The following is a 20,472-nucleotide window of genomic DNA, read 5'->3' on the forward strand; positions in this document are numbered from 1 at the left end:
GTCCAATTATTTTACCTATAAGATTTCGTGGTGACGCAAACTTTTTCGGTGAAAATATATTAGAAATACCATATAATACAATTAGGTATAATTTTGCTGATATAATATTTTGCGTAGCTGTTTTTCATTTTTTACTATTTGTTAAAAATCATTTTTTATTTCGATACTTTTTATACTTTTTTATATGTTAATTATTTGACAGACAATTTCGAAATGTTATAATATGGATATGTAAAAATTTCTATTTTCTTAAAAGGCATGGGAGTCATATGAGAATTGTGAAAGGATGAGGGGAGTGGCACAGATTATGTATCACCACACAGCAATCAATGTATTAAGTCTTTTACAAAACATGTCAAATAATAAAACGAACGATATGAAATTAGAGGCGGAATTTAAAAAAATAGAGAAACAATTCCAAATCAAGTATGAAGAGCTAATCGATTTATATAATAGAATGGTATTATTTCAAATAGATATAGAAAAAAATGGCGGTATGCGAGTATATGAAAAATCAGCGATTACTTGGTTGAAGTCTGAACTAGAACTATTGTATGAAGTGTATCAATTTTGTCAACGTCATGGCTTAAATATCGCAAATATTTCAAAATATGTTAGTAAAAATGAACTGAATCTTTTTCAAAAAACGGAAAGTCAATTACAAAACACGTATTATAAATTAAAAAAACAAGAGATCCCGTTTGAAAATATTGAAAAACAAAAGCCGGGGCGAAAACGTAAGTATACACCTGTAAAAGAGACAATTGCTGAAACAAAACAAGAAAGCAAGCAGGTAGTAAAAGAAGACGTTCGAAATGAAGAGGATGAAAAAAGCCTCGTAACAGTTATATCTGGTATTGTTGATAACTTTGAAACAATAAGTCAATGTAGCGAAAAGAGAGAATACGAATTGCATCAGTTCATGGAGGGAATCTATAAGCTTTCCGGCATGGCAGCAGAGCGTTCGAAGGATGAGAAGAACGCACGTGGTCTTGAAGGCGAATTACATTCATTACGAGCTGAAAATGAAAGATTAACACGAGAGAAGGCAGAAATCGTTCATGATATTAAAGAAATGACGCATCATTTAATTCATTTCATTACGAGCTCTGATATTGATCAAATTCGCACATTGCCTTACTTCGTAAAAGAGTGCAAACAAGATCTACATAAGCTAGGGCTATATAACGCACAAGACGGCAAAATGAAAATTATGGTCGATCGTAGTGGACAGGTTATGACTGTAACACAATAATAAAATTTGGGTACAAAATAAAAGGGAAATACATAGTGTATATGTATTTCCCTTTTATTTTGTATGGAATTGTTTCGGGCAAAGGAAAAGTTTCTACTGAAAAGTTACAATTAATTTTAGTAAATCAAAAATTTTTACAAAAGGAAGGAGCTAGGCCTTACTTTGTAGTATCGTGATCCGAAAAATACTGTGAATTTGTAAAAAAGGGAAACAAGAGAGAGTATTGAGTATATAAACGAGAGGAATAGTTAAATGACTGCAAATATAAAAAATGTACCCTGGAAGATGTACGAAAACTTCAAGAAATAAGTTATCAAACATACAATGAGACATTTAAACATCATAATTCACCCGAAAATATGAATGCGTATTTAGAAAAGGCATTTAACTTAAAACAATTAGAAAGCGAATTATCCAATACTTCTTCGCAATTCTTTTTTGTTTATTTTAATAATGAAGTTGCGTGATATTTAAAAGTCAATACCAATGATGCTCAATCTGTGTTTAAAATATAAGATTACTATTTTATTATACCGAGTAATTATTCACATTATATAATAATTACTTACTACATAATTAACATGGTTATCTTACAAAAATGTAAGGTTTTTTTAATTGACACTCGTACATATAAGTAACTATACTGGTTACACGACGTTGGTGAATATATTTAATAGTCTCTATCTATAAGTGTATGTCTCAGGATTCTTTTCGGAATAATAGTTGGATTTAAATTTATTATCTGTAATATAGTGATAATACCTATTCAATTTATTCTTTATTCTGGGTCGTATTATTTAAAGATTAACTATAAATGATATATTTACCAAGTTGTAATAATCTTTTAGAGGTGTTACATTTTGAAATACAAATTAATTGCTACAGGAATTCTTGCTGGAAGTCTACTATCCTATTCATCTAGTGCATTTGCAAATACTCATAAATTCCCAGATGTTCCTGCATGGGCTGACAAATCCGTTAATTATTTAGTTGATAAAAAAGTATTGAGTGGTTATCCAGATGGAACTTTTGGTTCAAGTGATACATTAGATAGGGCTTCTGCGGCAACAATTATGACAAAGGCCCTTGGTATACATATTGACTTAAATGCAAAACCATCTTTTACAGATTCACAAAACCACTGGGGAACGCCATACATTGCCGCAGCTGAAAAAGCAGGAATAATTAAAGGTGAAGGAAATGGAATATTTAATCCTTCTGGAAAAGTTACTCGTGCTGCTATGGCTACAATGCTAGTGAATGCATATAAACTACAAAATATAAATCCTAGCAATGGAATAAGTAAATTTAAAGATTTAAAAGGGCATTGGGGTGAAAAATTCGCCAATATTTTAATTGATTTAAAAATTTCAGTTGGTACAGATAACGGCTGGCAACCAAATAAATTCATAACACGTGCAGAAGCCGCACAACTTACTGCCAAAACAGATGCCCTTCAATCCAGTCCGAAAAATCCTTTAGAAAATAAAACAATCATTATTGATCCTGGACATGGTGGCGAAGATCCTGGAAAAGCCACAAAGGGATTGCCTGAAAGTAAAATTGTATTAGACACTTCCTTACGCCTACAACAATTGCTTGAAAAACATACACCATTTACAGTTTTATTAACTCGTGAATCTGATACTAGACCTGGACATGATCAAAAAAGCTCTTTACAGGAACGTGTTAAATTTGCTAAGCAAAATCAGGGGGATATCTTTATAAGTATTCATGCAAATGCTTATAATGGTAATGCAAAAGGGACAGAAACATACTATTATAAATCTTCTGAATCTGAAAAAACAAATCCTCATGTGGAAGAAAGCCATGTGTTAGCGGAAAAAATCCAAGCACGTTTAGTAGAGGCCCTTCAAACACGTGATAGAGGCGTTAAACATGGAGATCTTCATGTTATAAGAGAAAACGGCATGCCAGCTGTATTAACGGAACTGGCTTTTATAGATAATGGTATCGATTACAGTAAACTATCTACGGCAAACGGTAGACAGATTGCAGCACAAGCCATTTATGAAGGGATTTTAGATTATTATGAATGGAAAGGAAATAATGTATCTGAATATAGGTTGAAATAAGTAAAAGGGAATTTAGTAATTCTAGGAATAAGTAATTTATAAATTGCTAAAGTATAATTTTGTTATTTGTAATGTGTTTTAGTTTTATAGTGTATACTGGCGCCGACTTATTAAGGATTATAAATAAGTCGGTGTTTAAGTTAGCGTACTTAATGAATACTATAGAAATTATGAAGAAAAAAAGATAAATAGATAGGGGCATACACCTACATTCATTATTTTTACGTGAAATTTTAATTTGAAAATAGTTAAGTTATATGATTCAGATGGGCAGTATACAATGAGTTCAAAGAAAACATTCTTTGAACTCATTAGCTATTAAATAAACTTGTTACATAAATAGTTCGTATAACAATAATTGATAGTGTTAAGGACATTGCTGTTCATATTTTTTTGTAATTCCTGTTATGGAATTATTAAAAATTTGCAGGTGTAATGTAAGGCTGCTTTATTTTGAAAGAAATCTTTTGAAATGGTCATAATATGAATAATAATTAGAAACAAATCTTTAAAAAATGATGAAAGACTTAAGAAGGTGAATATATTGCTTAAACATTCACATTTGCAATTTATCTTATTAACAATAGCTCTAATATTCTATATAAGCTTTTGTTTTATATTTTTATTTGTTTTTCCGAATCATTATTTTGTATCAGATTTTAATATCCGACTATCATCCTTAGTTGTTGAAACTACTGTATTTATCTCATTACTTTATTCTATATTATCCGGAAAAATTAAGTTAGGAGTATTCTGGGTTTGCATTACTATTGCAATAGGGTGTTTCTTGATAGGGAATTTTATATCCGCTTTTCAAGTACTTAATGTAGAATTGCCGATACAAAATTTTAATATCTCTGATGTGTTTTTGTTGTTTTTCTTATTCTTCTTTCTCTTTGCATTCTTTTATAAAATCATTATGGAATGTAACAAGTGGGAAAAAGCGTATTTAATTTGTGATTTATGTATTGTTGTTACTGCCATTTTTACATTAGAGTGGTACCTGTTTAATAAACCTTCTGCAAATATCTTATTCTTATCAATTGGAGATGTTTTTCTTTCATTTATTTTTCCGATTATAGATTTATTGCTTCTTTTACTAGGAATTAGCCTGATCTTTCGACCAGCTATTTTTAATGCGAAAAGTAAATTATTTATTTTTATTCTCGTATTAACTGGATTGGCTATTACGGACTACTTGTATTTTTACTTACAAGATGATTTGTCAGATCGTTCACTTATATTATTAAGGTGTTTGTATAGAGTTTTCCTATTATTAATTGCTATTGCTGCTGCTATACCGAAGAATGCTTCTTCTAGAAGAAATTATTTTATTATTGATCCGACATTCGGAAAGAAACTTCTTGTCATATTTCCTTATCTTGCAGTTGCAGTCTTAATTGGTTTTACTCTTAAAGAGCAAACTTCCTCGGCTACACTTATTACTGGAAATTGTATTGCATTTGTATTTGTGCTGATTCGTCATACAATCGTACGAATGCAAAACAGAGATTTAACTGAGATGTTAAAAGTGTTTAATAATCAATTAGAACAAAAAGTATCTCAAAGAACAGAAGATTTAATAAACAAATCCAATGACTTGGTCAAAAATCAAGAGAGATTTAAGTCATTATATGAGTATCATCCAGATCCTATATTAACGATTGATTCAAATGGTACTGTGTTAAATATAAACCAGGCTGGAAGTATGTTATTAGGAAAAAACAGCGATGAATTAATAGGTAAAGAGTGCTTCTCAATTTTTTTAGATGAAGATAGATCTGAATTGGAAGCGGCTCTACAGGAAGGGAAACGATGCAGTTCGGCTTCGTTACAATTACGTGTGAAAAATAATAATGAGAAGGACATTCATTTTTGGTACGTCACCATTGTTCCTATTATGATAGAAGGGCAAACTTTTGGGAGTTATGTAATGGTAAAAGACATTACGAGAATGAAGCAACAACAAGATGAGATAAACTATCTAGCATTCCATGATACAGTGACGGGGATTGGAAATCGAATATTTTTCCAACAAGAATTAGAAAAATCCATTGGGCGTGCACAAAAAACGCAGGATGAATTTGGACTCTTGTATATAGATTTAAATCGTTTTAAGACTATTAATGATACACTGGGACATTCAATTGGTGACAGTGTTTTAAAAGAAGTTGCTAAACGTTTTAGGACATGTCTGTTACCGGCTATTCCTCTAGCGAGAATAGGGGGAGATGAGTTTGCAATCATAGTCCATAACCATACAGAGCAACAGCTATTGGATTTGTGTGAAACTCTATTTCGTATAACTGAAGAACCATTTGTAGTTAATCAACATAGTTTTTATTTATCTCTTAGTATAGGAATAGCGGTGTATCCGTTTGGAGGAATAAATACTACTACACTTTTACAACATGCTGATATTGCTATGTATAGTGCAAAGGAAAAAGGTAATAATGCTGTTTGCATGTATGACGAGACATTATCAAAAAAAATAACAAGACGATTACAATTAGAACAGGATTTACCGAAGGCATTAGAAAATAATGAGTTGTTTTTATTATATCAACCACAAGTTGACAGTAAGACTGGTATGGTTATTGGTGCAGAGGCTTTAATTCGTTGGCAACATCCAGAACTGGGACTTATTTCTCCTTTTGAATTTATACCTATCGCGGAAGAAACGTCGCAAATTATTCCAATTGGGAAATGGACGTTACAGGAAGCGTGTCGACAACTGAAAAAGTGGCATTCTGCAGGCTATGCAAATCTAAAAATGGGGATAAATTTATCAGCTATAGAGTTTGAACAGAAAGATTTTGTTCAAGCAATCATATCTACCATAGAAGAAGTAGGGGTACCTGCTAGTTCGATTGATTTAGAATTAACAGAGAGAATAGCAATGGTAGATGAAAAAGAAACGTTAGCGAAGTTAAAAGCATTAAAATCATATGGTGTACATTTATCAATTGACGATTTTGGTACAGGGTATTCTTCATTAGCATATCTCCCTTTGTATCCAATTGATACCTTGAAAATTCCAAGAGAATTTGTTAATAGGATCGGAAATTCTACTGATGGAAATGAAATTATTCATACCATTATTTCACTAGCGCATACTTTAAACATGAAAGTGATCGCAGAAGGGGTGGAAACGAAGGAACAATTAACAGTGTTACAACGTAATGCATGTTATCTAATTCAGGGCTATTACTACAGTAAACCTGTAAGTGAAGATGAATTCATCAAGTTTTTAAGCACAATGTCGCGTCACCTTTTCTAAGAAAACCACAATCTAGATTTGTTTTTTGTTGAAATTATAACAAATAGAGGACAGCAAAGTAACTGTCAAAATGTTTTAGCATTTAATTTGGCTTAATAGGAAATTCTAATGAGCAAAGACCTTATCTGATTTTAGTTTTAGAAAGGAGAGAAGCGGATGGATTCAATATGGCTAGAGTATGCTTGGGCATTGTTAATTTTAATCGGATTAGAAGGATTGTTATCGGCTGACAATGCCCTTGTACTAGCAGTTATAGCCAAGCATTTACCCGAAGAAGAGAAAAAAAGAGCTATAAATTACGGAATTATTATGGCCTTTGTTTTTCGATTCGCAGCCCTTTTTGCTATATCATTTATTGCAAATGTTTGGCAAATACAGGCGATAGGAGCAGCTTATCTTCTTTACTTAGGATTAAAGCATGTCATTCAGGCGCAATTCGGAAAAAATAATCAAAATATTAACAAGGAAGATGAAAAGGAAGCAGCAGGAAAAAGCTACTGGTTCACAGTAGGAAAGATTGCATTAGCTGACCTTGCCTTTGCGATTGATTCAATATTAGCCGCAGTCGCTCTTGCCCTCGGTCTTCCGGATTCTCCGCTTGACGATTTCGGAGGTATGGATGGAGGACAGTTCATTGTTGTACTTCTTGGAGGAATTGCCGGACTTATTTTAATTAAATTTGCGGCAACTTGGTTTGTACAATTACTGGAGAAACGTCCAGCACTGGAAACAACAGCATATGCAATTGTTGCCTGGGTTGGTGTCAAACTAGCTGTAATTACACTGGCTCATGAGGACATTGGTATTTTAGACCATGATTTTCCGCATAGTACAACTTGGACTTTAATCTTCTATGGAGTATTAGTTGCCATCGCACTAATTGGTTGGTTTGCACCGGGAAGTAAGTCATCTCAGAATAATCCTAAAATGTAATACAAAGGTCAGAGCATTATGTGCTTTGTCCTTTGTAATGATAATTATATTGTGTATTTTTCGATTTAACGCTATAATTACAGTGTTAAAGATGGAATCGTGATATGACCTGTTATGAATCTATCATTTTATTTATGAATAAATGGATTGGTATTTTAGCAAGATGTGCTAATAAACTACTCCACCATGATGATAACGTACCAAAAATGTGGTGCGTATATTTTCGTGGTGGAGTTTTTTTATTCTCAAAAAGGGGGAGTAACCATGAACGACAGCATGGTTCATATTACAATTGACGGCAAAAAGTATAATGCTGAGCCTGGTTCAACTATACTGGGCATTATTAATGAGAACGGAATTGAACATCCACAAATTTGTTACGTGCCGGAAGTGGATCCTATTCAAACGTGTGATACTTGTATTGTAGAAGTGAACGGAAAGCTTGTGCGATCCTGTTCTACTGTAGTGACGAGCGGTATGAATATTGAGTTGTCCTCTACTAGTGCGAAGGCAGCACAACATGAGGCGATGGACCGTTTACTAGAAAATCATTTACTTTACTGTACGGTTTGTGACAACAATAACGGGAATTGTAAACTGCATAATACGGCAGAATTAATGGAAATTGAGCATCAAAAATATCCTTATGAGCCAAAAGTTGATGCAGGCGAAGTTGATATGTCCCATCCATTTTATCGCTATGACCCGAATCAATGTATCGCGTGCGGTCAATGTGTAGAGGTATGTCAAAACTTACAAGTTAATGAAACGTTATCTATTGATTGGGAGGCAGAGCGCCCACGTGTTATTTGGGATGAAGGAGTAGATATTAACGATTCTTCATGTATAAGCTGCGGTCAATGTGTAACGATTTGTCCTTGTAATGCTTTAATGGAAAAATCGATGCTTGGTGAAGCTGGATTTATGACTGGGCTGAAGCCGGATATTCTTGAACCTATGGTCGATCTTATTAAAGAGGTTGAACCTGGATATAGCGGTATTTTCGCTGTGTCAGAAGTAGAAGCTGCGATGCGTGACACTCGTACGAAGAAGACGAAAACAGTATGTACGTTTTGTGGTGTAGGTTGTTCATTTGAAGTATGGACGAAAGGGCGCAAAATTTTAAAGGTGCAACCAACTTCTGAGGCACCAGTTAATGCAATTTCTACTTGTGTAAAAGGAAAATTCGGTTGGGATTTCGTTAATTCTGAAAAACGACTTACGAAACCTTTAATTCGTAAAAATGGAGTATTCGTTGAATCAAGTTGGGAAGAAGCGCTTCATGTAGTAGCGGATAAATTAGGCTCTATTAAAGAAGAGTACGGTAAAGGTTCTATCGGCTTTATTTCTTCTTCTAAAATTACGAATGAAGACAACTATGTTATTCAAAAATTAGCACGACAAGTGTTTGAAACGAATAACGTTGATAACTGCTCACGTTATTGTCAATCACCAGCGACAGATGGATTGTTCCGTACAATTGGTATGGGCGGAGATGCAGGGACGATTAAAGATATTGCACAATCGGGTCTTGTTATTATCGTCGGTTGTAATCCAACAGAAGGTCACCCAGTATTAGCAACTCGTGTGAAACGTGCGCATAAACTTCACGGTCAAAAACTAATTGTTGCAGATCTTCGTAAAACTGAAATGGCAGAGCGTTCGGATATCTTTATTAGTCCAAAGCAAGGAACAGACCAAGTATGGTTAATGGCTGTTACGAAATATATGATTGGTCAAGGTTGGCACGATCAGCAGTTCATCGATGAGAATGTAAACTTCTTTGATGATTTCAAAGATAGTCTCGCGGAATATACGCTTGAATATGCAGAAGAGATTACAGGCATTTCAACAGAAACTCTCGTTAAAATGGCAGAAATGATTCGTGATGCAGATGGAACGTGTATTCTTTGGGGAATGGGCGTAACGCAAAATACTGGTGGTTCAGATACTTCCGCTGCGATTTCAAACTTACTTCTTGCAACAGGAAACTATCGACGTCCAGGTGCTGGTGCATACCCGCTTCGAGGTCATAATAACGTACAAGGTGCTTGTGATATGGGAACACTTCCAGGCTGGCTTCCAGGATATCAGCACGTTACTGACGATGTAGAACGTGCGAAATTTGAAATAGCTTACGGAGTAAAAATTGATAACAAACCAGGTCTTAATAACATTGAAATGCTTCACGCAATTGATGAAGGGAAAATGAAAGCTATGTACCTTGTTGGAGAAGATATGGCTCTTGTAGACTCTAACGCAAATCACGTACATGAAGTGTTATCAAGCCTTGAATTCTTTGTCGTTCAAGATGTGTTCCTTTCTAAAACAGCTCAATACGCTGATGTAGTATTACCAGCAGCGCCATCTCTTGAGAAAGAAGGTACTTTTACAAATACAGAGCGTCGTGTACAAAGATTATATCAAGTGCTTCCAACGCTAGGAGATGCGAAACCAGACTGGTGGATCGTGCAGGCAATTGCTAATAAGTTAGGCGCAAACTGGAGCTATAATCACCCAAGTGAAATCTTTGCGGAAATGGCAAGCTTATCACCACTATTTGCACACGCAAACTATGAAGTGCTTGAAGGATGGAACAGTTTCCACTGGGGAAGTTTTGATGGAACGAATACACCGCTTCTATTCAAAGATGGATTTAACTTCCCGGACAAAAAGGCTCGTTTTGCGATAGCTGATTGGGTACGTCCTGCTGAATTCCCAGCAGAATACGATCTTCACATTAATAACGGCCGTATGCTTGAACATTTCCATGAAGGGAACATGACAAATAAATCAACTGGTATTCAATCGAAAGTACCAGGTGTTTTCGTCGAAGTTTCTCCAGAACTTGCAAGGGAACGCGGAGTGAAAACTGGTTCGTTAGTACGCCTTGTTTCTCCATTCGGAGCACTTAAATTAAGTGCACTTGTAACGGATCGTGTAAAAGCGAATGAACTGTATTTACCGATGAACTCGACGGATAAAGAATCGGCAATTAATTTCTTAACAGGTCCTGCCGTTGACTTGCGTACAAACACGCCGGCATATAAGCAAACGAAAGTACGTATGGAAGTGTTAGAAGTTGATGGCGAAAATCCGATGCCAAAAACGAACCCGCGTAATAAAAAGCGTCACCCTCAAAACGGTATTGAGGTAAATCGTAAGTGGGATCGTCCAGGATACGTACATTTAACGGATAAAGTGAAACTTTAATCAGTGGGGGTTTTCTTTATTACCCACTGATTATTAGTTGAACCAATCGGGCGTTTACGGGCAGCCCGACCCCCACCTAAATTCTTTGCTTTCGCTGAATTTTGAGGTAGGGTTCTTACTGCCCACAAATAGCGGGATAACTAAGGGGGAGAAAAGAATATGGCAGCACCTATTCAAGCGATCCAGAAACAGGAGCTAACTGAGGAAGAACTTAAACAACAAAAACTCGAAGCTTTAAAAGAACTGCTAGCTAATAATGAAGATGCTTTAAATCAAATGTTTAATATAGTAGGTGAATTAAATGACATTGGGATGCTGGAAGCTGCAAATTCTATGCTGAAAGCGAAAGAACCAATCGTAAAAATTGTTCTAGGTCAGGTCACTCGTGAACCAGTTACAAATTTAATTAATAATATGATGGGCGCTGCAGGAGCTTTAACAGAACTTGATCCGGAACTTACGAAAAAGCTTATAGGCAGTGTATTAACAGGTATGGATGAAGGAAATCAGCATTTGCAAAGTAATAAAAAAGTAGGAATATTAGACCTTATGAAAGTACTGAAGGATCCAGATATTAATCGTGCTATCGGATTTGGTCTTCATTTCTTAAAAGGTATGGGTAAAGGGTTAAAAGAAGAATAGATAAGCAACAATAATAGTATTTCATATGTTGCTTGCGTATTTGAGATAATTGTAAAAGATGATCCATTTCGTCTTATTATTAAATAGTTTAGGCGAAATGGTCATTTTGTTAAAATAGTTGTGATGGAATAACTAGGAAGGAATGAGAGTATGTCAAAAATGGTACATGAATTTAATGATATGATCCGAAAGCTTCGAAAAGAGTTGTTCGGGAAAGGGCCGGAAAGAATTCATACTGTATTTACCGAGAACATGGCTATTGCAACACTTTATGGGAATTTAACACCTACTGAGAAATTTATTTCGGGAACTACGGATGGGGCGGAAATGGTTCATATGGCTCGAACGAAAATGATTCAAGAAGTGTATGTGGCTAATCCTCATGAACATTTAGAAGAACTTGTTGGTGCGAAGTTAGTTCATCTGTTTTCTGATATGAAAGTAGATGAGGATATTGCAGTTTCCGTGTTTGTTTTTGATAAAAATATAACGTGAGAGAAGGATGCTCATCGTGAAATCGATTCAGGTGGAACGGAAAATTTTTAAATATGAGCAAGGGGAATTTAAACATATAGAGGACAGCATTGTAACAGAGTTTCCTGTTACGGTTAAAATTAACGGCCAGGAATTTGTTACAATGGTTAGTACTCCAGAGTATATTGAAGATATGGTAATTGGCTTTTTAGCCTCTGAAGGCATTATCCGAAAGTATGAAGATATTGATGAAATATGGATGCAAGAAAAAGAAGGCTATGTACATGTAAAAACGACGAAAATCAATCCTTATTATCGTGACATACAAAACAAACGTTATATTACTTCGTGCTGTGGAATGAGTAGGCAAGGGTTTGTTTTTGCGAACGATGCGCTGACTGCGAAAGAAATGAATGATATTCGCGTAAAGATCTCTGCCGAGGATTGTTTTCGGTTAATGAATGATATGCAGCAATCTGCGTCTACGTTTCAACATACAGGCGGCGTTCATAATGCAGCTTTATGTAATGTGAGTGGAATTGTTTTAAGCCGCATGGATATAGGAAGACATAACGCTTTAGACAAAATTTACGGCTATTGTTTAAAAAATAACATTTCGATTGGTGATAAAATTATTGTTTTTAGTGGACGTATCTCTTCTGAAATTCTATTAAAAGTTGCGAAAATTGGCTGTGAAGTAATATTGTCAAAATCAGCTCCAACTGAGTTAGCATTAGAACTAGCGGAGCAGTTAGGGATTACTACAATAGGCTTCATTCGTAATAAATCTTTAAATGTATATACGCATCCAGAGCGGATTATAAATATAAAATAAGTAGAAACGAGGCAATAATCATGAAATCTGTTACATTAGACAAATTAGATCGTCCTTTAAAGGATTTACGTATTTCTGTTACTGATCGCTGTAATTTTCGCTGTCGATATTGTATGCCAGAAGAAATATTTGGTCGTGATTATTCATTTTTGTCTAATGATAAAATTTTATCTTTTGATGAAATTGAAAGGATTACACGTATTTTCGTTTCTTTAGGTGTAAGAAAGTTACGTATTACCGGAGGAGAGCCTTTACTTCGAAAAGACTTACCTGAACTCATACAGCGGTTAAACGAAATTGATGGAGTAGAGGATATTGGTTTAACGACAAATGGATCATTACTTAAAAAGTTTGCTCCAGATTTATATAAGGCGGGTTTATCTCGTGTAACAGTTAGTTTAGACTCGTTAAATGAAGAACGATTCTCTTATTTAAATGGGAATAGAAGTAAAGTAAAAACGGTTCTTGCGGGAATACAGGCTGCAGCGGAAGCCGGAATGAAAATTAAAATGAACATGGTTGTCCAAAAAGGGAAAAATGAAGAAGACATCGTTCAGATGGCAGAGTACTTTAAAGAGAATAAGCATATCCTTCGGTTCATTGAATATATGGATGTCGGAAATTTTAACGGCTGGGAATTAGGTGAAGTAGTTTCTAAGCAGGAAATAGTAGAGATGATTCATAAAGTGATGCCGCTTGAACATATTGAAGCGAACTATCCTGGTGAAGTTGCGACACGTTATCGCTATATCGGTAGTGATGAAGAAATAGGAATTATTTCATCCGTAACAGATTCGTTCTGCCCATCATGTACAAGAGCGCGTATTTCTGCAGAAGGAAAATTGTATACATGTTTGTTTGCTTCTAAAGGAAACGATCTTAAAGAATTACTTCGCTTTGGATATACGGATGAGGAGATTACTAATGTTATTCGTGACATTTGGAATAATCGTTCAGACCGTTATTCAGACGAACGGTTAAGCGGTACGAATAAAAAAGCAATGCCGAAAATTGAAATGTCGCATATCGGTGGCTGAGAAGCTACTAAGAATGTAGATTCTCTTTGTTAACGTAAATAGTGGGAAATGTGCAAGTTTTGTACACTTTCTATGAGTATAGTAAAAATGATGATGATATTTCTGTAAGAGATATGCAGAGAGATTAAGCAGCATTCAAAAATCCTTACGATGGTAAGGGTTTTTGGTGCTGCTTTTTTTAGATGAGAAAAATGGAGGAATTGGTTATGGCATTTCATAAACCGGAACAAATTGCTGCGCTTGTGATTGAATCCGGTGTTCAAAAGGTGGGGCAACCGCTATCAGCGATGCTTATTCTTGGTTTTTTAGGAGGAGCATTCATTTCATTAGGATTTTTACTTAATATTCGTGTTCTAGGTAATGTACCGGAGCAGTGGGGAAGTTTAGTCAATTTTATAGGAGGAGCGGTTTTTCCTATTGGACTTATGCTCGTTGTTTTAGCAGGAGGAGAATTAATTACGGGAAATATGATGTCGATGGCCATGGCACTGTATGCACGGAAAATTTCATTGAAACATGTGTTAAACAATTGGGCGTGGATCACTTTAACGAACTTCGCAGGTGCACTTTTCGTAGCGTATTGTTTCGGTCACCTTGGCGGGTTAACTGAAGGTGCCTATTTAAATAAAACGATAGCGATAGCTCAAGATAAATTACATGAATCTTTCGGGAGAACTTTAATTTTGGCAATTGGTTGTAACTGGCTCGTTTGCCTTGCAATTTGGTTAGCGTATGGAACGAATGATTTAATTGGGAAGATTGTTGGGATTTGGATTCCGATTATGGCGTTTGTCGTAATTGGGTTTCAGCAAGTAGTAGCAAATATGTTTGTCATTTCAGCAGTTATTTTTGCTGGTCACCTTACGTGGATGGATCTTGCGAAAAACTTTGTGCCTGTCTTTATCGGAAATGTAATCGGCGGAGCTGGATTTGTTGGATTCGCTTATTTTTCTTGTTATCAGAAACAAAGCACTACCGAAGAAGATGTATTGAAAAAATAACAGTATATGAAAGGAAGGCTACCTCATGATAGAGCGGTATTCACGACAACAGTTGTTCACTCCTATTGGAAAAGAAGGGCAAGAGAAAATTAGAAATAAGCATGTATTAATAATAGGGGCAGGTGCATTAGGAAGTGCCAGTGCAGAAAGTTTAGTACGTGCAGGTATCGGGAAATTAACGATTATTGATCGCGATTACGTAGAATGGAGTAATTTACAGCGGCAACAACTTTACGCTGAACAAGATGCGATAGAAAAGTTGCCAAAAGCAATCGCAGCACAAAACCGTCTCAAACAAATTAATTCAGACGTGCAAATTCAAGCGCTAGTAATGGATGCAAGAGTAGATAATATGGAAGCTTTATTAGGTGGTGTCGATGTCATTATTGATGCCACAGATAATTTCGATATTCGGTTTGTAATCAATGATACATCACAAAAATACAATATCCCTTGGATTTACGGTTCTTGTGTCGGATCGTATGGCATGAGCTATACGATTATTCCGAAGAAAACACCGTGCTTACATTGTGTGCTGAAAAGTGTTCCTGTTACAGGGGCGACGTGTGACACAGTTGGAATTATTAGTCCAGCTGTTCAAATCGTTGCAGCGTACCAAGTGGCGGAAGCTTTCAAAATTTTAGTAGAAGATTACGCAGCAATTAGAAAAACTTTTTTAATGTTTGATATATGGAGTAATCAATATCATTCTATCAAACTAGGGAAAATCAAAACGGAAGACTGTCCTTCGTGCGGAACAAATAGAACTTATCCTTATTTATCATACGAAAATCAAACGAAGACAGCTGTGTTATGTGGAAGAAATACAGTTCAAATTAGACCAGCGCATAATAGACATTACAACTTTGATGAGTTAGAAAAAGTATTAAAGAATCACGGGAAAGTTGATCGGAATCCGTATTTGCTCTCTTGCCAATTAGAAGAGTATCGCATCGTCATTTTTCATGATGGTCGTGTATTTATTCATGGCACGAATGAAATTCAAAAAGCGAAACAACTATACTATCGGTTATTAGGATAATAGAGAGGGATTGGTAATGATGGAAAGAAGAGTGCCAATTACAGTTGAAGAGGCTGTTCGTAAAGTGATGGCATTTGCTAATTGTGGTGTAAAAGAACTAGTACCACTGGAATTAGCATACGGGCGTACGTTAGCAGACGATATAGTAGCGGATCACGATGTCCCTTCATTCAATCGATCGCCATATGATGGATTTGCTATTAGGGCAGAAGATACTTCGCGAGCAAGTCGTGAGAATCCAATCGTATTTGAAGTCATCGGTGAAATTGGAGCAGGTTCCGTATTTCCTATAGAAGTAGGAGCGTTTCAAGCAGTTCGGATTATGACAGGGGCACAAATTCCGAAAGGATGTAACGCGGTCGTCATGCTAGAACTGACTCGTCATCGTCAATATGAGAATATCGGAAAAAGCTATATGGAAGTGCGACGCTCATTTAAAGAAGGGGACAATATATCTTTTCAAGGTGAAGATGTTCAGAAAGGAACCGTTCTCGCAAAAAGAGGTAGTTACATTAATCCGGGTATTTCAGCTCTTCTTGCTACATTCGGTTATAGCGAAGTGCCAGTAGCGAAAAAGCCCATAATTGGACTATTAGCGACTGGGAGTGAACTTCTCGATGTAAATGAAGAACTACAACCTGGGAAAATCCGAAATAGTAATACGTATATGATATCGTCTCAAATTCGAAGAGCAGGTGGAAGAGTAAAATACTTTGGGAAGTTTAGTGACGATTTGAATACGTGCTACGAAGCAGTGAAAAAAGCGTTAAGCGAAGTGGATATGTTAATTACAACTGGTGGTGTTTCGGTAGGTGACTATGACTATTTACCAGCTATATATGAAAAATTAGGCGCATCAGTTCTTTTTAATAAAGTAGCCATGCGGCCGGGTAGTGTCACAACAGTAGCGCAATTAAACGGGAAATTATTATTTGGATTATCAGGTAATCCATCTGCTTGCTATGTAGGTTTTGAATTATTCGTAAAACCTAGTATTCGTGCGTATATGTTTAGCGAAAAACCACATGTAAAACGAGAAAAAGCAATGCTCGGAGAAGATTTTCTAAAACCAAATCCATTTACAAGGTTTGTACGAGCAAAGCTTCAGTATAACGAAGGACAACTAATCGCTTATCCATCAGGATTCGATAAATCTAGTTCCGTTTCTTCATTAGCGGAATCAAACATTTTTATCGTACTACCAGGCGGAACGAGAGGATACAAAAAAGGGATGTTTGTAGATATTCTTTTATTAGAAGATAACGAAGGTAGTGAATGGCCTTGGACATTCCGTAAAGTAGGGAGAGGTTTTGATGGGACAAGCACAATTTGAAGTTGTAGATAGTCCGATTGTAGTTGAAGAAGTAACGAATAAAGTAGCAAGACGAGAAGCAGGGGCAATTACAACTTTTATTGGAACGGTAAGAGAATTAACGAAAGGAAAACGAACGTTACATCTTGAGTATGAAGCATATAAACCGATGGCAGTAAAAAAGCTTACTGAAATTGGAGAAGAAATTAAGGGGAAGTGGCCGGATGCGAAAATAGCAATCACACATCGAGTAGGGCGATTAGAAATAATGGATATCGCAGTTGTCATTGCAGTATCGTCACCACATCGTAAAGTAGCGTACGAAGCGAATGAATACGCAATTGAACGTATAAAGAAAATCGTCCCAATTTGGAAAAAAGAATTTTGGGAAGATGGAACGGAGTGGATTGGAGATCAACTTGAAAATACTCCATATCCAGAAGGAAAACCAAAGAAAGAAGAATGAGAGAATGATTACAATTTTATTGTTCGCAAATTTACGAGAAGAAGTCGGCTCAGAGAGATTAGTAATAATAGAAAAACGAGAGATGAATGTTCATCAATTGAAAAAATGGCTGAAAGATCACTATCAATTACAGACGCTAGATAAAGTTATGGTTGCGATTAATGAAGAATTTGTAACGGACGAAGATATTGTAAAGGCTGGGGATACAGTAGCGTTTATCCCACCTGTAAGTGGGGGTTAATGCTTTCTATTTGAATATCTTATCTTTCATACGTTAAGGAGGGAAATAATTATGAACGAGTTTTCGCATTGGAACGAAGAGGGAAGAGCTAAAATGGTTGATATTTCTCAAAAGGATATTTCAACACGTACAGCTGTTGCGCAAAGTACAATTTCTTTATCAAATGAATTATTTGAAGCAATTCAAAGTGGTGGGTTGAAAAAAGGAGACCCGCTTCAAGTAGCACAAGTTGCTGGCATAATTGGTGCTAAAAAAACAGCGGATATAATCCCGATGTGTCACCCGATATTAATCCAAGGAACAGACTTTACGTTTCATTATGAAAAGAAAACCGATGGCTATGAATTAATCATACGAGCGACAGTAAAATGCAGCGGAAAAACAGGAGTAGAAATGGAAGCATTAACGGCCGTATCAATCGCCGCCCTTACTTTTTACGATATGTGTAAAGCTGTTGATAAAACGATGGTTATGAAAGAAACGTATTTAGTGCAAAAAACGGGTGGGAAAAGCGGAGACTTTTTCCATCAGGTGAAATGACTATAATGGAAGGAATGTGTATGATGATTACTCACGAACAAATTATGAATGCTTTAAGCCATGTAGAAGATCCGGAGTTGCACAAGAGTATTGTGGAATTAAATATGGTCAGAAATATAAAGATAGATGGTACAGAGGTTGGGCTAGAAGTAGTTTTAACGATACAAGGTTGTCCGCTAAAAGCAAAAATTCAAAACGATATTGAAGACTCTCTTCGAAACATGGGAGCATCGAAAGTTTCTTTAACATTTGGTTCGATGACACCAGAAGAAAGAGCAGCATTAACAGCGTCTTTAAAGAAAGAGGCTAGAACAGAAACAGGAATGCCTAGTATGCTTCGACCTGATTCAGGTGTGCGTTTTATTACTGTAACGAGCGGAAAAGGAGGAGTTGGTAAATCAACTGTGACGATTAACCTTGCTACCGCTTTAGCACGTATGGGCAAAAAGGTTGGGATTTTAGATGCAGATATATATGGGTTCAGCATCCCTGCTATGATGGAAACGAATGAAAAGCCAACGATGATTGATCAAACTGCAATTCCAGTCGTTAGTCACGGTGTTAAAATTATGTCGATGGGATTCTTCACAGAAGGAAATAACCCAGTTATGTGGCGCGGACCGATGTTAAACAAATGGATTCAAAACTTCCTTGCGAACACACACTGGGGAGAACTAGACTATCTTCTTCTTGATTTACCACCTGGAACAGGAGACGTTGCGATAGATGTCGCCGCGATGATCCCACAAGCGAAGGAAATTATCGTCACAACGCCTCATAACGTAGCTTCATTTGTCGCGTCTAGAGTAGGAGTAATGGCAAAACATACGAAACACGATATTTTAGGTATTGTTGAAAATATGGCATATTACGAAGAACAAGATGGTTCAAGAAACTATCTCTTCGGAAAAGGTGGCGGCGAAATGTTAGCAGAACAACTGCAAACAGAAGTAATTGCTCAAGTACCTTTTGCGAAACGTGAAGAAAATAATGATTCATGTGTATATGATGAAGATTCACTTGTTGGGGAGATATTTACTTCTTTAGCGGAGGATATTATTTATAATGAATAAACTAGTGTAAAAGTAAAAGGGAGATACATAAACGCTATGTATCTCCCTTTTACTTTTTTATGAATCATTCCAATAAATATGAAGGTATATTTAAGATTGTAGTAACTTAGAAACCATTTGCGGAATTTGATTTGCTTGTGAAACCATACTAAGTGCAACTTCGGTTAATAATTTAAACTTTAAAAAATCACTCATCTCCTGCGCCATATCCGCGTCTTCAATTCGAGAAGCAGCATCTGTTAACGCTGTACTTTGACTATTTAAATTTTCCATATTAAATTGCAGACGATTTATCATTGCACCCAGATCAGCACGGTGAAGTGATACATTTTGTAAAGCCTCTTCAATTTTACGAATCGCCGCTCTTGCTTCTTGTTCTGTTGAGATCTTGATGTCATGTTGTGTAGGGGAAGGGGGAATATGTTTCGTCATATTTACTGTATGACCGATATCATCTAATGTAATAGGACGGCTTTGTCCATTGAATACAGATAAATCATTAAACTCAGTCGTCTCACCAATATAGCCAATTTGTTCTGTTAAAGATTGAAACTCTTTATTCAGTGAATCACGGTTTTTATTTGAATTTGTACCGTTCGCAGATTGAACAGCTAAATCACGCATACGTTGTAAAATATTCGTCACAGTTTGAAGAGCAGCTTCCGCTGTACGAAGCATCGATATCGCATCCCCATTATTACGAATTGCAACGCGCATACCACTCGCTCTCGCATGCATACGAGTCGCAATCGCCACATTTGCTGGATTATCAGAAGCATTATTCAACTTCTTACCAGTCGCCAAATGCCCCATCGCCACATTCATACGCTTCTCATTCTCATACAACGACTGCCTAGCATTCATACTCAAAACATTCATACCAATACGCATAATAGACACTCCTTATAGATTTATATATGATTTTAAAGCCAATAAACAGCTGTGAAAAGAAAAAGGGTTTTATTTTTGTTTTAACATGAGAGGGGATCAAGATAGGCACTGACCGCTCCTACACATCGTGGATGCTCTCTT

General features: G+C 36.1%; 18 protein-coding genes and 2 pseudogenes. 19 read left to right on the forward strand and 1 reads right to left on the reverse strand.

Annotation, left to right across the window (positions count from 1 at the left end; all coding sequences use genetic code 11):
- The first annotated feature begins 307 nt into the window (after positions 1 to 307).
- From MHH59_RS08310 to MHH59_RS08400, 19 genes and pseudogenes are all read left to right on the forward strand, one after another.
- Entirely contained in the window at positions 308 to 1,255 is a 948-nt protein-coding gene (locus tag MHH59_RS08310) for a DNA-binding domain-containing protein (protein WP_340852914.1), read from the forward strand.
- 74 nt (positions 1,256 to 1,329) lie between these two features.
- A pseudogene (locus MHH59_RS08315) lies at positions 1,330 to 1,453 on the forward strand (Ger(x)C family spore germination protein); the annotation flags it as partial.
- An 80-nt stretch (positions 1,454 to 1,533) separates the two neighbouring features.
- Positions 1,534 to 1,719: pseudogene (locus MHH59_RS08320) on the forward strand (GNAT family N-acetyltransferase); the annotation flags it as partial.
- A 396-nt stretch (positions 1,720 to 2,115) separates the two neighbouring features.
- Entirely contained in the window at positions 2,116 to 3,351 is a 1,236-nt protein-coding gene (locus MHH59_RS08325; RefSeq protein ID WP_340851056.1) for an N-acetylmuramoyl-L-alanine amidase, read from the forward strand.
- A gap of 544 nt (positions 3,352 to 3,895) precedes the next feature.
- Positions 3,896 to 6,631: a sensor domain-containing protein gene (locus MHH59_RS08330; RefSeq protein ID WP_340851057.1), complete on the forward strand. Its 2,736-nt coding sequence runs from the start codon at positions 3,896 to 3,898 to the stop codon at positions 6,629 to 6,631.
- 156 nt (positions 6,632 to 6,787) lie between these two features.
- Positions 6,788 to 7,564, forward strand: coding sequence for a TerC family protein (locus MHH59_RS08335; protein WP_002168733.1), 777 nt, complete (start codon positions 6,788 to 6,790; stop codon positions 7,562 to 7,564).
- Positions 7,565 to 7,668: 104 nt separating this feature from the next.
- On the forward strand, positions 7,669 to 7,860 hold the full coding sequence (locus MHH59_RS08340; protein ID WP_002158491.1) for a hypothetical protein: 192 nt from the start codon (positions 7,669 to 7,671) through the stop codon (positions 7,858 to 7,860).
- Positions 7,829 to 10,777, forward strand: coding sequence for a formate dehydrogenase subunit alpha (gene fdhF, locus MHH59_RS08345; protein ID WP_340851058.1), 2,949 nt, complete (start codon positions 7,829 to 7,831; stop codon positions 10,775 to 10,777). Before MHH59_RS08340 ends, fdhF begins: the two co-directional genes overlap by 32 nt.
- Before the next feature lie 159 nt (positions 10,778 to 10,936).
- Positions 10,937 to 11,419, forward strand: a complete 483-nt coding sequence (locus MHH59_RS08350; protein WP_340803311.1) for a DUF1641 domain-containing protein — start codon at positions 10,937 to 10,939, stop codon at positions 11,417 to 11,419.
- Positions 11,420 to 11,569: 150 nt separating this feature from the next.
- The gene (locus MHH59_RS08355) at positions 11,570 to 11,914 is read left to right on the forward strand and encodes a DUF2294 domain-containing protein (RefSeq protein WP_002012015.1); all 345 of its coding nucleotides are present in this window, start codon (positions 11,570 to 11,572) and stop codon (positions 11,912 to 11,914) included.
- Positions 11,915 to 11,930: 16 nt separating this feature from the next.
- The gene (gene fdhD / locus MHH59_RS08360) at positions 11,931 to 12,728 is read left to right on the forward strand and encodes a formate dehydrogenase accessory sulfurtransferase FdhD (protein WP_002086466.1); all 798 of its coding nucleotides are present in this window, start codon (positions 11,931 to 11,933) and stop codon (positions 12,726 to 12,728) included.
- Between the two features lie 20 nt (positions 12,729 to 12,748).
- The gene (gene moaA / locus MHH59_RS08365; protein WP_340851059.1) at positions 12,749 to 13,765 is read left to right on the forward strand and encodes a GTP 3',8-cyclase MoaA; all 1,017 of its coding nucleotides are present in this window, start codon (positions 12,749 to 12,751) and stop codon (positions 13,763 to 13,765) included.
- 206 nt (positions 13,766 to 13,971) lie between these two features.
- On the forward strand, positions 13,972 to 14,766 hold the full coding sequence (locus MHH59_RS08370) for a formate/nitrite transporter family protein (RefSeq protein WP_340851061.1): 795 nt from the start codon (positions 13,972 to 13,974) through the stop codon (positions 14,764 to 14,766).
- Positions 14,767 to 14,791: 25 nt separating this feature from the next.
- Complete coding sequence (locus MHH59_RS08375) at positions 14,792 to 15,808, forward strand: molybdopterin-synthase adenylyltransferase MoeB (protein ID WP_340851062.1); 1,017 nt, start codon at positions 14,792 to 14,794, stop codon at positions 15,806 to 15,808.
- 19 nt (positions 15,809 to 15,827) lie between these two features.
- Positions 15,828 to 17,141: a molybdopterin molybdotransferase MoeA gene (locus tag MHH59_RS08380; protein ID WP_340852917.1), complete on the forward strand. Its 1,314-nt coding sequence runs from the start codon at positions 15,828 to 15,830 to the stop codon at positions 17,139 to 17,141.
- A complete protein-coding gene (locus MHH59_RS08385; protein WP_340851063.1) occupies positions 17,122 to 17,586 on the forward strand; it encodes a molybdenum cofactor biosynthesis protein MoaE in 465 nt (154 codons plus the stop codon). The genes MHH59_RS08380 and MHH59_RS08385 overlap by 20 nt, the downstream gene beginning before the upstream one ends.
- 4 nt (positions 17,587 to 17,590) lie before the next feature.
- Positions 17,591 to 17,827 (forward strand): molybdopterin converting factor subunit 1, encoded by a 237-nt coding sequence (gene moaD / locus MHH59_RS08390; protein ID WP_002064652.1) that lies wholly within the window; start codon positions 17,591 to 17,593, stop codon positions 17,825 to 17,827.
- Between the two features lie 51 nt (positions 17,828 to 17,878).
- Complete coding sequence (gene moaC, locus MHH59_RS08395) at positions 17,879 to 18,367, forward strand: cyclic pyranopterin monophosphate synthase MoaC (protein WP_340851065.1); 489 nt, start codon at positions 17,879 to 17,881, stop codon at positions 18,365 to 18,367.
- 20 nt (positions 18,368 to 18,387) lie between these two features.
- A complete protein-coding gene (locus tag MHH59_RS08400) occupies positions 18,388 to 19,440 on the forward strand; it encodes a P-loop NTPase (RefSeq protein WP_340851066.1) in 1,053 nt (350 codons plus the stop codon).
- 90 nt (positions 19,441 to 19,530) lie between these two features.
- Here MHH59_RS08400 and MHH59_RS08405 read toward each other — a convergent pair whose 3' ends face one another.
- Complete coding sequence (locus MHH59_RS08405; protein WP_340851068.1) at positions 19,531 to 20,331, reverse strand: flagellin N-terminal helical domain-containing protein; 801 nt, start codon at positions 20,329 to 20,331, stop codon at positions 19,531 to 19,533.
- Positions 20,332 to 20,472 lie beyond the last annotated feature (141 nt).

Source organism: Bacillus sp. FSL E2-0195, assembly GCF_038003645.1.
In the GTDB taxonomy this organism is placed as follows: Bacteria; Bacillota; Bacilli; order Bacillales; family Bacillaceae_G; genus Bacillus_A; species Bacillus_A mycoides.